The organism is Caulobacter sp. DWR1-3-2b1, from assembly GCF_049895765.1.
Classification (GTDB): Bacteria; Pseudomonadota; Alphaproteobacteria; order Caulobacterales; family Caulobacteraceae; genus Caulobacter.
On the sequence record NZ_JAFCSZ010000009.1, the window covers coordinates 27,551 to 41,258 of the forward strand.

Here is a 13,708-nt window from a genome sequence, read left to right on the forward strand (position 1 = left end):
CCCAAGGCGCATCAGCCCAAACGCTCTGGATGAGTCTGAGTCCCGGCCTTCGCCGGGAAGATCGGATGATGGGAAACATTGATCCGACCCGCCCATGGTGGGATGTAGGGCCATGCCGCACGACCATTCGGGCCACACTCACGATCACCATGGACATGACCACGCTCAGGATCACGGGCATGGCCATTCGCACGGCCATGGCCACGGCCACCACCATCACGTTCCCAAGGACTTCGGCCGCGCCTTCGCGATCGGCATCGCGCTGAACCTGGGCTTCGTGCTGGTCGAGTTCGGGGCGGGCCTGCTGACCCAATCCCTGGCGCTGCTGGCCGACGCCGGGCACAATCTTTCGGACGTTCTGGGCCTGGTTCTGGCCTGGGGCGCAGCCACCCTGGCCAAGCGAGCGCCCAGCGGCCGTCACACCTACGGCCTGCGCAAGGGCACGGTGCTGGCCTCGCTGGCCAACGCCGCGCTGCTGCTGGCCGCCACCGGCGCCATCGCTTGGGAGGCTGTCCGCCGCTTCGCCGCCCCCACGCCGGTGGAAAGCGGCCCGGTAATGATCGTCGCGGCCATCGGCATCGTCATCAACACCGCCACGGCGCTGATGTTCATGCGCGGCTCCAAGGACGACCTGAACGCCCGGGGGGCCTTCCTGCACATGGCCGCCGACGCTGCGGTCTCGGCCGGGGTGGTGGTCGCCGCCCTCTGCATGATGCTCACCGGCTGGCTGTGGATCGACTCGGTGACCAGCCTGCTGATCGTGGCCGTGATCGTGCTGGGCACCTGGGGCCTGCTGCGCGACTCGTTGGACATGGCCCTGGACGCCGCGCCGCGCGGCATCGACCCGGACACTGTGCGCAACTGGCTGGCCGCCCGGCCCGGCGTCGTCGAAGTTCACGACCTGCACATCTGGGCCATGAGCACGACGGAGACGGCGATGACCGCCCACGTGGTTCGGCCCGCCGCCGACGATCACGACGAGTTCCTGCACGACGTCTGCTCTGAGCTGGCCAGCAGGTTCAAGATCGGCCACGCCACCGTGCAGATCGAGCACAGCGTCAGCGCCCATGCCTGCCGTCTGGCGCCAGCGGACGTGGTGTGAGCCTGCCGCTGTCGCTTGCGCTCTACCGCGTCGCCACGACGGCGCTGGAGCCCTTCGCACCCCTGCTGCTGAAACATCGCGCGGCCAGGGGCAAGGAGGATTTCGACCGCCTGAACGAGCGTCTGGCGCGCCCTGCGACCCCGCGCCCCGAGGGCCCGCTGGTCTGGCTGCATGGGGCGAGCGTCGGCGAGAGTCTGTCGATCCTGCCCTTGGTCGAACGCCTGCTGGCCGAGCGGCCCGACGTCGCCCTGCTGATCACTTCGGGCACCGTCACCTCGGCGGCGCTGTTGGCGAGGCGCCTGCCCGAGGGCGTGATCCACCAGTTCGTACCGATCGACACGCCCGGCGGCGCCAAACGCTTCCTCGGCCACTGGCGACCGAGCCTGGCGGTCTTCGTCGAGAGCGAGCTATGGCCCAACCTGCTGCTACAGGCCAAGGCCGCCGGGACGCGGCTGGCCCTGGTCTCGGCCAAGCTGTCGGACAAGAGCTTCGACGGCTGGCGGGCGCGGCCCTTCGCAGCCCACCTGCTGTTCTCCGGCTTCGACCTGATCCTGGTGCAGGACGCCCGCGCCGCCGAGCGCTTCACAAGCCTGGGCGGAACCGTCTCCGGCGAGGCCGACCTGAAGTTCGGCGCCGCGCCCCTGCCGGCCGACGACGCCGAGTTGACTCGCCTGAAAACCCAGCTCGGAGGCCGGCTTCTGTTGCTGGCCGCCAGCACCCATCCGGGCGAGGACGAGATCGTACTCGACGCTTTCGCCGCCCTGCCGGATCGTCCGCGTCTGGTCATTGTTCCCCGCCACGTCGAGCGCGGCCCCGCCATCGCCGAGATGGCCCGTGCTCGCGGTCTGGCCGCCGGCCTGCGTAGCGCCGACCCTTCGGCCACGCCGGCGGTGCTGGTGGCCGATACGCTGGGCGAGCTGGGCCTGTGGTTCCGTTTGGCCGACATCGCCCTGGTGGGCGGCAGTCTGGTCCCCGGGATCGGCGGCCACAATCCGCTGGAGCCGGTGCGGCTGGGTTGTCCCGTAGTCTCCGGTCCGCATGTCGAGAACTGGCTGACGGCCTATGCCGAACTTTCGGCGGTCGAGGGCGTGGCCCTGGCCGACGCCAGCGTGCTGGCCGACCGTCTCGCCGCCGCCCTGGCTGACCCCGCCGCCGGCAAGGCGCGAGCCGAGCGAGCCGCCGCCTTCGTCGAGGCCCGCGACGCCGAAGCTCGCGCCGGCCTGACCCGCATCATCGAGCTGGTTCCATGAAGCTGTCGACGCCCCGCTGGTGGTACGTGAAGTCCGGCGCGCCGTCGCCGGTGACCCGCGCCCTGCTGACCCCGCTGTCGTGGATCTGGGCGGCGTCTACCGCGCGGCGGATCGCCAAGGGTCCGGGCAGCGAAATCGGCGCGGCGGTAATCTGCGTCGGCAATGTCACGGTCGGCGGAACCGGCAAGACGCCGGTCGTCCGTGAGCTGCTGCTGACCTTGAACCAGCGCGGGATCGAGGCCCACGGTCTGGCGCGGGGTCATGGCGGCAAGGACAAGGGCCCGACCCGGGTCGACAGCGCCCGCCACACCGCCCTGGATGTCGGCGACGAGCCGCTGATGCTGGCCCAAGACTTTCCGATGTGGATCGCCCGCGACCGGGTCGCCGGAGCTCGCGCCGCTTCGGCCGCTGGAGCTCAGGCCATCGTCATGGACGACGGCCATCAGAATCCGGACGTCCGCAAGGCCCTGTCGCTGGTGGTCGTCGACGGCGAGACCCGCAATGACGAGTGGCCGTTCGGCGATGGCAAGGTCTTTCCCGCCGGGCCGATGCGCGAGCCGCTGAAGGTAGGCCTGGCCCGGGCCGACGCGGTGGTCCTGCTGCTGCCCGCCGACCTGCCGGCCGCCGATCCGGCCCTGCTGGCCCTGTTCGGCGACAAGCCGGTGCTGGTCGCTCGTCTGGAGCCGGTCGGGCGTCCGCCTTCCGGCCCGCAGCTTGGTTTCGCCGGGGTGGGCAAGCCGTGGAAGGTCGAGCGCGCCCTGCTGGCCGCCGGCTGCCAGCTGGTCGATTTCGCGCCCTTCCCCGATCACGGCGTCTATGACGAGGGCACGCTGAAGATGCTGGCCGACCGCGCGGCGTTGTTCGACGCCGGGCTGGTCACCACCGAGAAGGACTGGGTGCGACTGTCGCCGGCCTGGCGGGCCAGGGTCGCGCCGTGGCCGGTGCGGGCCCGGTTCGAGGACGAGGCGGCGCTGGGCGCCGTCCTCGCCAAGGCGGGCCTCTAGGCTACTTCACCACCACGCCGCCCTTGATCACCGACGTCACCGACTGAAGCACCGTGACATCGGCCAGCGGGTCGCCCTTCACGGCGATCAGGTCGGCCGCCTTGCCGGGGGCCAGCGAGCCGATCTCGGCCGAGAGGTCGAAATGGGCGGCGGCGTTGATGGTGGCGGTCTGGATGGCTTGCAGCGGGGTCAGGCCGGCCTTGACCAGGAGGCCGAACTCGCCGGCGTTGTCGCCGTGGGCCGAGACGCCGCTGTCGGTGCCAAAGGCGATCTTCACGCCGCCTTCGTGAGCGCGGCGAGCCATGGCCAGCATCTTGGGACCGGCGTCCAGCGCCTTGGCGGACTGGGCGGGGGTCAGGAAATTGTTGGGTCCCGAGGCCACGCGATAGACGAAGTCGCCGGCCATCAGGGTCGGCACCAGATAGCCGCCGTTCTTCTTGAACAGGGCGATGCTCTCATTGTCGAGATAGGTGCCGTGCTCAATGCTGTCGCCGCCGGCCTTCAGGAAGGCGTTGATGCCATCGACGCCGTGGGCGTGGGCGGTGACCTTGCGGCCCATGCGGTGGGCGCTGTCGACGATGGCCTCAAGCTCGGCCGCCGAGAATTGCTGGGCCAGGCCGGCAGCAGTGTTGGATAGCACCCCGCCGGTGGCGGTGATCTTGATGATGTCGGCGCCGCGCCACACCTGCTCGCGCACGGCGCGGCGGCAGTCGTCGGCGCCCGAGCACACCGAGGTCGGCCGCAGGGCGTGCATGACCTCTTCGCTGAAGCCGTTGACGTCACCATGGCCGCCGTGAATCGAAACGGCGCCGCCCGAGGCGAGGATGCGCGGCCCCGCCACGTCGCCGCGTTTGACCGCCGCCCGCAAGGCGAAAATCGCCGCATTGTCGGCCCCCAGATCGGCCACGGTAGTGAAGCCGGCCATCAGGGTCTTGCGCGCATAGCCAGCCCCGACCATCGCCTGGTCGGCCGAAGATTGGGTCACCTCGTCAAGCCGCGAACTGGCGCCCTGCTGGCCGGTCAGGTGGACGTGGCTGTCGATCAGGCCCGGCAGGACGAAGCTGTCCTTCAGATCCACCACCCGGCCGCCAGGCTCGGAGACATAGCCGTCGACGATGCGGGCGACCTTGCCGTTTTCCAGCACCAGGGTCTTGGCGGTTTCAACCTTACCGGTGGCGGGATCGGCCAGCAGCCTGCCGGCCTGCACGAACAAGGTTTCAGCGGAGGCGGCGCTGGAGAGCAGGCCGGTCAGGGCCAGGGCGCAGACGCCCATCATCGGCTTACGCATTAACGTCTCAGGCCCCCGCCTTTTGCGCGAAGGTCCAGGCCCCTTTGGCCAGCACCGGCACGCGCGCTCCCATCAGCTGCGCATGGGCGCTGGCGGCCGTGCCGTCACGGACGCGGCCGACAATGCCTTGGCAGATGCCGGCCAGTCTGAAGAGGTTATAGCTGAAGTACCAGTCCAGATTGGGCAGGCCTTCGCGGCCGGTGGCCTTGCAATAGCGGGCCACAGCCTGGTCGATGGTCGGCACGCCATAGGCTTCCAGGTCGGTGATTTCGGCCAGGCCCCCGCGCTGGTCGGACGGCATCACCCAGCTCATCAGGAAATAGCTGAAATCGGCCAGGGGGTTGCCCAGCGTCGACAGCTCCCAGTCCAGCACCGCCACGACCTTCGGCTCGGTCGCATGCAGGATCATGTTGTCGAGGCGATAGTCGCCATGAACGATGGAGGTGCGGTCATCCTCCGGCGCCGAGCCTGGCAGCCAGGCCATCAGGCGGTTCATGTCCTCCAGATCGGAGGTCTCTGAGGCCTTGTACTGCTTGGTCCAGCGGTCGATCTGGCGCGAGAAATAGTTGCCCGGCTTGCCGTAGTCGGCCAGGCCCACGGCGGCGTAGTCCACATTGTGCAGGGCCGCCAGAGTGTCGATCTGGGCCTCATAGATCGCCCGGCGCTCGGCCGGCTGATAGTCCGGCAGGGTGCCGTCCCACAGGATGCGGCCTTCCACATTGTCCATCACGTAGAAGATCGTGCCCAGCACGTCCTCGTCCATGCACAGCGCATAGGCCTTGGCGACGGGAAAGGCGGCCTTGTTCAGGCCCGAGATCACCTTGAACTCGCGGTCGACGGCGTGGGCCGAAGGCAGCAGCTTGCCCGGCGGCTTGCGGCGCAGGACGTATTTCTGGGTGGGCGTGACCAACTGATAGGTCGGGTTGGACTGGCCGCCCTTGAACTGGCGCACCTCCAGCGGGCCGGCATAGCCCTCGACATTGGCTTCCAGCCACGCCGTCAGCTTGGCCTCATCGATGGCGTGGCGCGGATCAACCGGCTTGGTGCCCGAGTTCAGGTCCTGGGCGGACTCGGCTTCAGCCATGCGATTTCTCCCCAACGCTTGTTTGAACGAGAGTTTAGAGGGTGGGGCGTGGCGTGCAAGCCGCTCTGTCGTCAGGGGTGCGGTTTAGCGGACGCGAAGAGCTCGGGCCGCGCTCGCTTCAGTCTGGCCCCGAACCGTCGGGAGCCCTCTAGGGTGAAGTGGCTGTCGTCGAAGAACAGGTACCTGCCGTCGCTGGAGATGATCTGGCACACCGCCCCGCCACCGCATTGGGCGTCCAGGATGCTCACGTAGTTGACCCCCTGCATCGGCTTGTTGGCGAAGTGCGCCTTCAGGGCGGTATCCTGGGTGACCTTGTCCTCGACGCGATAGGCCGCCGCGAATTGGTTGATCGAAGCGATCGTCGCATGGAGCTGGGCCTGGGCCGCCCTGGCGATGTCGAGGGCGTCGTCGGAGAACGACATCTTGGGCCCAAACACATAGATCGGCGTCGGCGTCAGGGCTCGAAGGCGAGCGATCATGTCGTCGAGGGCCTCCAGGTCCAGCCGTCCCCAGTTGTCGTGCAGATAGATGGCGCTGGCGACCTTGAGGTCGTTGCTGGTCAGGACCGCCCGCAAACGCTCGGCGCATAGGGCGGCGTCGTCCGGCGCGACCGCGTCATGGCCGAAGTTGAAGCACTCGTGGCTGGTCTCGATCAGCTTAATCTTGCCGGGGGCGCCGTTCTCGCTGAGCGCATAGGCTAGGTCGTAGGCGTGAGAATTGCCGATGATCAGCAGCTTGGCGCCCGCGCTGGCGTCGAAGACCGCGTCCTTGGCCGGCAGTTCGCGCCAGTAGCGCCCCCGCTCGGCCATCAACTCGTCCTGGGTCAGCATGGCGTGGGGGAAGCGCTCGGGCAGGCCCTTCCTGGTCCAGACATAACCGGCGCCGCCGACCAGGGCGAGCGTCACGGCCAGCATGACGCCCCAAGCGACCTTTTCACCGCGTTCCAGCCGGGCCCGAAAGAGCCGCTCGATCAATTGCCAGCTGACGAAGCCGGCGACGACCGCTGCGACCACGAGACCGACCTTGATCGAGGGCGTCACGGCCACGCCCGATAGCTTCAGATAACTGACCATCGGCCAATGCCAGAGATAGATCGAGTACGACGCCAGGCCGACCGCCACCATCGGACCGATACCCAGCAGCCGCGAACCCAGGCTGGGGCCAAACTGCGGGGCGGCGATGATCAGGGCCGCCGCGACGCAGGGCAGCAGGGCGTTGAGGCCTGGGAAGCCCGAGCGCTCGCTGAGCAGCAACACCGAGGCCAGCACCCCAAGCAGGCCCAGGCCCGAGCACAGGTTGGCGAGTAGTGGGCTTGGCGCGGTCCGCTCGCGCCACAGCAGATGGACCAGGGCCCCGAGCAGGAATTCGACGGCCCGGGCGGGAGCCAGGAAATAGGGGGCCGCCCAGGTCTTCGAGACGCCGTACTGGGCATAGGCCAGCGAGGCCAGGGCAAGCAGGCCGACCAAACCCAGGAGAACGGCCGGTGACTTGAGGCGCAGGATCAACAGGAACGCCACTGGCCAGACCAGGTAGAACTGCTCCTCAACCGACAGCGACCAGACGTGCATCAACGGAAAGGCAGACGCGTCCGAGGAGAAGTAGCCGCCAGTATTCTGCCAGAAGAAATGGTTCGAGAAGAGACCGACTGCCGCCAAGGCGCTCTGGCCCAAGAGGCTGTAGTCGCTCGGCGTCAAGATCCAGTAGCCGCCCACAAGGGTCGCCAACATCATTACGCAGAGCGCTGGCAGCAACCGTTTGGCGCGCCGAAAATAGAAGTGGCCAAACGCGAAGCTGGAGGTGTCTGCGCTGGCCTGGATGATCCGGGTGATCAGGAAGCCCGAGATGACGAAGAAGACATCGACGCCCACAAAGCCGCCCGAGGCCATGCGGAAGCCGGCGTGATTGAGCACGACGATCATCACCGCGATGGCGCGCAGACCATCGATGTCACGGCGATAATCTAGACCGCTGGTTCTCAGAGCCTGCCGATGCACGGACGGCGCCCAGGAGTCGTTGAATATCCTCACCGGCCCGGCCCCGAACACGCCACTCATCCGTAGCGGGTGGTATCCGAGTTTTGCCCTCGCCTGCAACCGGCAATATAAACGGCCGCCGTCAGTGCTGGCTCAGCGCTCGCCAGCCGATGTCGTTGCGGTAGAAGCCGCCTTTCAGGCTGATGGTCCCCAGGGCCGCGTAGGCCACATCCCGCGCCTCGTGCAGCGTCGCGCCCAGGGCGCAGACGTTCAGAACCCGGCCGCCGGCGGCGACCAGCTGACCCTGATCGTCCAGGGCCGTGCCGGCATGGAAGACCACGGCCTCGTCGCCATAGTCAGCGTCGGCGCCGCGAATGACGCCGCCGGTCCTGGGCGCGTCGGGATAGCCCTCGGCGGCCAGCACCACGCAGATCGCCGCCTCCTCGCGCCAGACCGGCGGAGCGGCCGAGGCCAGCTCACCCTTGGCGGCGGCCAGCAGGATCGGCACCAGATCGCTTTCCAGGCGCAGCATCAGGGTCTGGCATTCGGGATCGCCGAAGCGGGCGTTGTATTCCACCAGCTTGGGCCCCGTCGGCGTCAGCATCAGGCCGGCGAACAAGACACCGACATAGGGATTGCCTTCCGCCGCCATGCCCTTGACCGTTGGCTCGATCAATTCGCGCCAGGCCTGGTCGATCAGGGCGGCGGTCAGGACGGGCGGCGGCGAATAGGCGCCCATGCCGCCGGTGTTGGGACCCTCGTCGCCGTCATAGGCGCGCTTGTGGTCCTGGGCCGCGCCGAACAGCATGGCGCTCGCCCCGTCGCAGATCGCGAACAGCGAGGCTTCCTCGCCGTGCATGAACTCCTCGATCACCACCCGCGCCCCGGCGGTGCCGAACCGGCCGCCCAGCATGTCGAGCACGGCGGCGTCGGCCTCGGCCCGGGTGGCGGCGATCACCACGCCCTTGCCGGCCGCCAGGCCGTCGGCCTTGATCACGAAGGGGGCTTGCAGGGTGTCGAAGAAGGCGCTGGCCGAGGGTGCGTCGGTGAACACGCCATAGGCCGCCGTCGGCAGGCCGTGACGCTGGCAGAAGTCCTTGGTGAAGGCCTTGGAGGTCTCCAGCCGCGCGGCGCGCTGGCTGCCGCCGAAACAGGGGATGTTCAGCGCGGCGAGGCGGTCGGCGAGGCCCACCTCCAGCGCCGATTCCGGTCCCACCACCACGAGGTCGGCGGCGATCTCCTTAGCCAGGGCGACCAGCCCCTCGACGTCGAGCACCTTGACCGCGCGCAGCTCGGCGAGCGCCGCGATCCCCGGATTGCCCGGCGCGGCCACGAGGCGCCCGCACAGCGGCGACTGGGCGATTTTCCAGGCCAGGGCGTGCTCGCGCCCGCCGGACCCGACGAGGAGGATGTTCAGCTTTTCCATGAGGCCGGGGTGTGTCGCGTGCGGGCAGCGGGGTCAAGGCGCCAAGACACAAGGCGGCGCCCTCGCCGGTTTTCACCGGCGAGATTGGCCCCGAAAAACTTGGGGAGGCGGCGGAGCGTCCGGGCCAGGCCCGGATGGGTTGTAGAGGAGTACCGTTTCGGCCGTGGCCGGAGCGCTCCGCGCGGTCGTTATCCCTCTGGCCGGGGTGCGCAGGCCTGTTCAGCCTTTTGCCCCACCCGGGCTTGTCCCCTTCGAGACCGGACCCAGCCCTGAAGCTGCAAGCCACGGTCCTCCCGGGAGCCCGGAGCGAACCTTCGGACGGGCGGGGGCTTTGGCTTTCCCCCGATGGACAGGTTTACGTCCCCTGTCCTCACTTTAAGCCGGCCGGTACGGACATTCGTCCGACCGGTGGCCCCGCACAACCGCCTCCACCGCCCGTCAGGTCGCCAGCTGGACGCCCTCCCCTTGCGATGGAGCGAGGAGAAGTATGCGGGCGTTTTTGGGGGTGATGCGTCGATTTTGGATCGTGACGGTGGATCGGGGCGTAGGGCGTTGAATTTGTTGGGGGCGTGGGGCGGTTATGCTCGTGGGAGTACGGGGATGGAGGCCGGACGCCTCCTCCGAAACCCTCTCTCTTTGAGAGAGGGAGGGGCCTGCCGCGAAGCGGTGGGAGGGTGAGAGGTTACACCCTCGCCGAATCGAGCACCGCCAGGATGTCGTCCGATACGCCGCCCGGATCGGCGAGGACCCGTTCATTAGGAAACCGCAGCACGACATAGCCAAACAGTTCCAGCGTTTGGGTGCGACCCTCGTCATAGTCCTCGCGCCCCTCGTGGGCCGCGCCGTCCAGCTCCACGATCACCTTGGCCGCCTCGCAGACGAAGTCCGCGAAGTAGCGATCGATCGCGACCTGCCGCAGAAACCTGAGCCCGCGCAGGCGGCGATTGCGGACGAGGTTCCAGAGAGTCTTCTCAGCCAGGGTCTGGCTCTGGCGAAGGCGGCGGGCATTGGCGGTCTTGTCCATGACCAGAGCATGGTCTGAGGCGCTCGGGACGCTCAACGACAGGAATCGAGATTTTTCCGGTTGGCGGTGAAACCTCTCACCCTCCCGCCGCCGCAGGCGGCGGGCCCCTCCCTCTCTCTATGAGAGAGGGGTTGCGTGCGCGCCTGATTGATCGGCGATGGCGCTTGAACGCCCCTCGGGCAGAGCCATCCTTACATCTCACGGCGAGACGATCGCCGGTCTGTCCAGGTCAGTCCGCCGACACGGCCCTGCGGGCCGCCGCGCCGCGGCGACGCGAGAGCGTCGTCCTTGACTGACCTGGACAGACCGGCACGCTACAGCCTCCAAGAGATGTAAGGCTTGGCGCGACGCGGGGGCGTCGGGTTCGATCAAAGCGACGCTCAGGGGATTTTTTGAGCGGTAGCGAGATTGTCGATTATACTCTGGATTGCGCGCAGAGGGTTTTAACCTTCACCGACTTGCTGCTTCGATATCTGTGGGGTTCGAATGATCAAAGCACTGTGCATCGGCGTAACTGCGGCGATGGCCACAACAATGTGTGCGGCCGAGCCTTTCCGATTCCAGGCCGTGAAGGGCCTCACTGACATGACCACGCTGGTTCGCGGACAATTTTCTGGCGCTTCCACACGTGATGAGGTTCGGAAGGTGTTCGTGGAGGAAGGCGGTGCGACACTGATCGCCCATCCGCGCAAAGCCTATGTCGAGAAGTACCTCTACGACATCAATCTCTGCAGCTATTACGTTTGGCGCTGGAACATCTCGGCAGACTACGCACGCCACGGAAGGTTGAAGCAGATTTACGTGAACGGGGCGCCGGCTCTGCACGGGGCTCCGCTCGCGGAGCTGCCAAAGAAGGGACCATTCTATCAACTCACGCGACCGAGGCCGGAAGCGTTCAAGGGGGAAAGCAGCCTCGCAGCAATAGTCGCTGACCGAGACGGTAATCCGCAGACGACCGACGACATGGACATCCTGACCGGCGTGGGGCCGATGCGTGCCGATCCGTTGGACATGGGAAGCGCGGTCAACAACCCTGGCGATGTCTGGCGATCAATCTTTGACTCTGACGATGCGAAAGCCATTTTCGCTTACTCAGGAGATTGCTCGGCGGTAGACGCTGCGTTCGAGAAGATGCGCGGCCCCGATGGGCGGTAACGAAATGCTGGCTGAGTAACCTCAGCCAGCCAAGCCGCGCTTAACCCCTAAGCCGCCTCAACATCCAGCGAATACCCCGCCGACCGCACGGTCCGGATGGGATCCCCATCCGCCGAGCCGTTCAGCGCCTTGCGCAGGCGGCCGATGTGGACGTCCACCGTCCGCGCCTCGACATAGACGTCCGAGCCCCAGACCGCGTCCAGCAGCTGTTCGCGGCTGAACACCCGGCCGGGGTGCTGCATCAGATAGTCGAGCAGGCGGAATTCGGTGGGACCGAGGTGGACTTCCTTGCCCTGGCGCTTCACGCGGTGGGCGACGCGGTCGATGATGATGTCGCCGACCGTGATGCGGTCATCGGCCAGGCCCGGGCGGATGCGGCGCAGCACGGCGCGGACGCGGGCGGTCAGTTCGACCATCGAGAACGGCTTGACCACATAGTCGTCGGCGCCGGTGTCGAGGCCCCGGATGCGGTCGCTCTCCTCGCCGCGGGCGGTGAGCATGATGATCGGCACGTTGCGGGTCTCGGCCCGGCCGCGCAGGCGGCGGCAGACCTCGATGCCCGAGACCTTGGGCAGCATCCAGTCGAGGATGACGAGGTCCGGCGCGCGCTCGCTGGCCATGGTCAGGGCTTCCTCGCCGTCGCCGGCGAGGCCTACCTGATAGCCTTCCTTGTCGAGATTGTAGTGCAACAAGGTGGCCAGGGCGTCCTCGTCCTCGACCACAAGAACATACGGCGTCATGACAAGGTCTCTCAGCGCGGCGTATCGAGCTTCGGACGCTTGGAGATGATCTCCTCGCCCGTGATCTCGAAATGGATGATCTCGGCGATGTTGGTGGCGTGGTCGCCGATGCGCTCGAGGTTCTTGGCCACGAACAGCAGATGGGCGCAGGCGTTGATCGTGCGCGGGTCGCCCATCATGTAGGTCAGCAGTTCGCGGAAGATGGCGTTGTAGTGCTCATCGACCTCTTCGTCTCGGCTCCAGACGCCGGTGGCGCGTTCCAGATCCGAGGCGCTGTAGGCGTCCAGCACGTCCTTCAGACGGCCTTGCACCAGCTTGCCCATGCGCTCAATCGAGCGGGTCAGGGCGGTCATGGGCTCGGCGTCGGTCAGGATCAGGGCGCGCTTGCCGATGTTCTTGGCCATGTCGCCGCAGCGTTCCAGGCTCATCGAGATCTTCAGGGCGGCGACGGCGTGGCGCAAATCGACCGCCATCGGCTGGCGCAGGGCGATCAGCTTGAAGGCCTTGCGCTCGATCTCGCCCTGCAGGGCGTCGAGGCGATCGTCGCGGGCCACGACCTGCTGGGCCAGGGGCGCGTCGCGGCGGGCGATGCACTCGACGGAGTCGGCGACCTGCGCCTCGGCCAGGCCGCCCATGCGGGTGACTTCGGCCGTGAGGTGGTTCAGCTCTTCGCCGTAGGACTTGACGGTATGTTCGGTCATTGCGTGATCCTGCTAGAGCGCCGCTCTAGTCCACTTCTTGTTTGGCGCATTTTCTTCACGCGAACCGGTGTCCACTTCGCTCGAAAATGCTTGGGCTCAGCCGAAGCGGCCGGTGATGTAGTCTTGCGTGCGGGTGTCGCGAGGATTGGTGAACATGTCCTCGGTGGCGCCGCTCTCGACCAGCTTGCCCAGGTGGAAGAAAGCGGTCTTCTGCGACACGCGGGCGGCCTGGGCCATCGAGTGGGTGACGATGACGATGCAGAACTGGCTGCGCAGCTCGTCGATCAGCTCTTCGATGCGGGCGGTCGCGATGGGGTCCAGGGCCGAGCAGGGCTCGTCCATCAGGATCACTTCGGGGCCGACGGCGATGGCGCGGGCGATGACCAGGCGCTGCTGCTGACCGCCGGACAGGCCGGTGCCGGGCTGGTGCAGGCGGTCGGCGACCTCGTTCCACAGACCGGCCTTCTTGAGGCTGCTCTCGACGATGGCTTCCAGCTCGGCCTTGCCGGTGGCCAGGCCGTGGATGCGCGGGCCGTAGGCGACGTTCTCGAAGATCGTCTTGGGGAACGGATTGGGCTTCTGGAACACCATGCCGACCCGCGAACGCAGAACCACCGGGTCGACGCTCTTGAGATTGACGTCATTGCCGTCGATGGCGATCACGCCCGAGACCTTGGCGGTCGGGATGGTGTCGTTCATCCGGTTGATGCAGCGCAGGAAGGTCGACTTGCCGCAGCCCGACGGGCCGATGAAAGCGGTTACCGACTTGGCCGGGATGTCGATGTTGACGTCGAACAAGGCCTGCTTGTCGCCGTAGAACACGTTGACGTCCTTGGCCCGGATCTTGATCTCGTTGGTCGAGGCCGGGGGATAGACCTGCGGCGCGGCCGTGCGGATCACGGGAGCGGAGACAGAGTCGTCGGGGCTGGCGGGGGGCATGGCGTGTCCCTGGACGAGGGGA

The 13,708-nt window shown here is 67.3% G+C and carries 12 protein-coding genes; 4 read left to right on the forward strand and 8 right to left on the reverse strand.

Annotated features, from left to right (window positions below; genetic code table 11):
• Window positions 1–112: 112 nt before the first annotated feature.
• From ACP69S_RS10500 to lpxK, 3 genes are read left to right on the forward strand one after another with little or no spacing between them, the layout of a single operon-like run.
• Window positions 113–1,102: a cation diffusion facilitator family transporter gene (locus tag ACP69S_RS10500; RefSeq protein ID WP_425996945.1), complete on the forward strand. Its 990-nt coding sequence runs from the start codon at window positions 113–115 to the stop codon at window positions 1,100–1,102.
• Window positions 1,099–2,352 (forward strand): 3-deoxy-D-manno-octulosonic acid transferase, encoded by a 1,254-nt coding sequence (locus ACP69S_RS10505; protein WP_425996947.1) that lies wholly within the window; start codon window positions 1,099–1,101, stop codon window positions 2,350–2,352. Before ACP69S_RS10500 ends, ACP69S_RS10505 begins: the two co-directional genes overlap by 4 nt.
• Window positions 2,349–3,356: a tetraacyldisaccharide 4'-kinase gene (lpxK, locus tag ACP69S_RS10510; protein ID WP_425996949.1), complete on the forward strand. Its 1,008-nt coding sequence runs from the start codon at window positions 2,349–2,351 to the stop codon at window positions 3,354–3,356. Before ACP69S_RS10505 ends, lpxK begins: the two co-directional genes overlap by 4 nt.
• 1 nt (window position 3,357) lies before the next feature.
• On the opposite strand, the gene ACP69S_RS10515 is transcribed toward lpxK, so the two are convergent.
• The 5 genes from ACP69S_RS10515 to ACP69S_RS10535 form a co-directional block, all read right to left on the reverse strand.
• Window positions 3,358–4,644, reverse strand: a complete 1,287-nt coding sequence (locus ACP69S_RS10515; protein WP_425996951.1) for an amidohydrolase family protein — start codon at window positions 4,642–4,644, stop codon at window positions 3,358–3,360.
• A gap of 7 nt (window positions 4,645–4,651) precedes the next feature.
• On the reverse strand, window positions 4,652–5,728 hold the full coding sequence (locus ACP69S_RS10520) for a phosphotransferase family protein (RefSeq protein ID WP_425996953.1): 1,077 nt from the start codon (window positions 5,726–5,728) through the stop codon (window positions 4,652–4,654).
• Between the two features lie 71 nt (window positions 5,729–5,799).
• A complete protein-coding gene (locus tag ACP69S_RS10525; RefSeq protein ID WP_425996955.1) occupies window positions 5,800–7,782 on the reverse strand; it encodes an acyltransferase family protein in 1,983 nt (660 codons plus the stop codon).
• Between the two features lie 61 nt (window positions 7,783–7,843).
• Window positions 7,844–9,127 (reverse strand): phosphoribosylamine--glycine ligase, encoded by a 1,284-nt coding sequence (purD, locus tag ACP69S_RS10530; RefSeq protein WP_425996957.1) that lies wholly within the window; start codon window positions 9,125–9,127, stop codon window positions 7,844–7,846.
• Between the two features lie 682 nt (window positions 9,128–9,809).
• Window positions 9,810–10,151 (reverse strand): DUF559 domain-containing protein, encoded by a 342-nt coding sequence (locus tag ACP69S_RS10535; RefSeq protein ID WP_425996959.1) that lies wholly within the window; start codon window positions 10,149–10,151, stop codon window positions 9,810–9,812.
• A gap of 486 nt (window positions 10,152–10,637) precedes the next feature.
• Here ACP69S_RS10535 and ACP69S_RS10540 point away from each other — a divergent pair, with 486 nt between their 5' ends.
• Window positions 10,638–11,306: a hypothetical protein gene (locus ACP69S_RS10540; RefSeq protein ID WP_425996961.1), complete on the forward strand. Its 669-nt coding sequence runs from the start codon at window positions 10,638–10,640 to the stop codon at window positions 11,304–11,306.
• A 47-nt stretch (window positions 11,307–11,353) separates the two neighbouring features.
• Here ACP69S_RS10540 and phoB read toward each other — a convergent pair whose 3' ends face one another.
• From phoB to pstB, 3 genes are all read right to left on the reverse strand, one after another.
• Window positions 11,354–12,046: a phosphate regulon transcriptional regulator PhoB gene (phoB, locus tag ACP69S_RS10545; RefSeq protein ID WP_419319011.1), complete on the reverse strand. Its 693-nt coding sequence runs from the start codon at window positions 12,044–12,046 to the stop codon at window positions 11,354–11,356.
• Window positions 12,047–12,057: 11 nt separating this feature from the next.
• Complete coding sequence (phoU, locus tag ACP69S_RS10550; protein WP_425996964.1) at window positions 12,058–12,747, reverse strand: phosphate signaling complex protein PhoU; 690 nt, start codon at window positions 12,745–12,747, stop codon at window positions 12,058–12,060.
• A 96-nt stretch (window positions 12,748–12,843) separates the two neighbouring features.
• Window positions 12,844–13,686, reverse strand: a complete 843-nt coding sequence (gene pstB / locus ACP69S_RS10555; protein ID WP_425997131.1) for a phosphate ABC transporter ATP-binding protein PstB — start codon at window positions 13,684–13,686, stop codon at window positions 12,844–12,846.
• Between the last annotated feature and the right edge of the window lie 22 nt (window positions 13,687–13,708).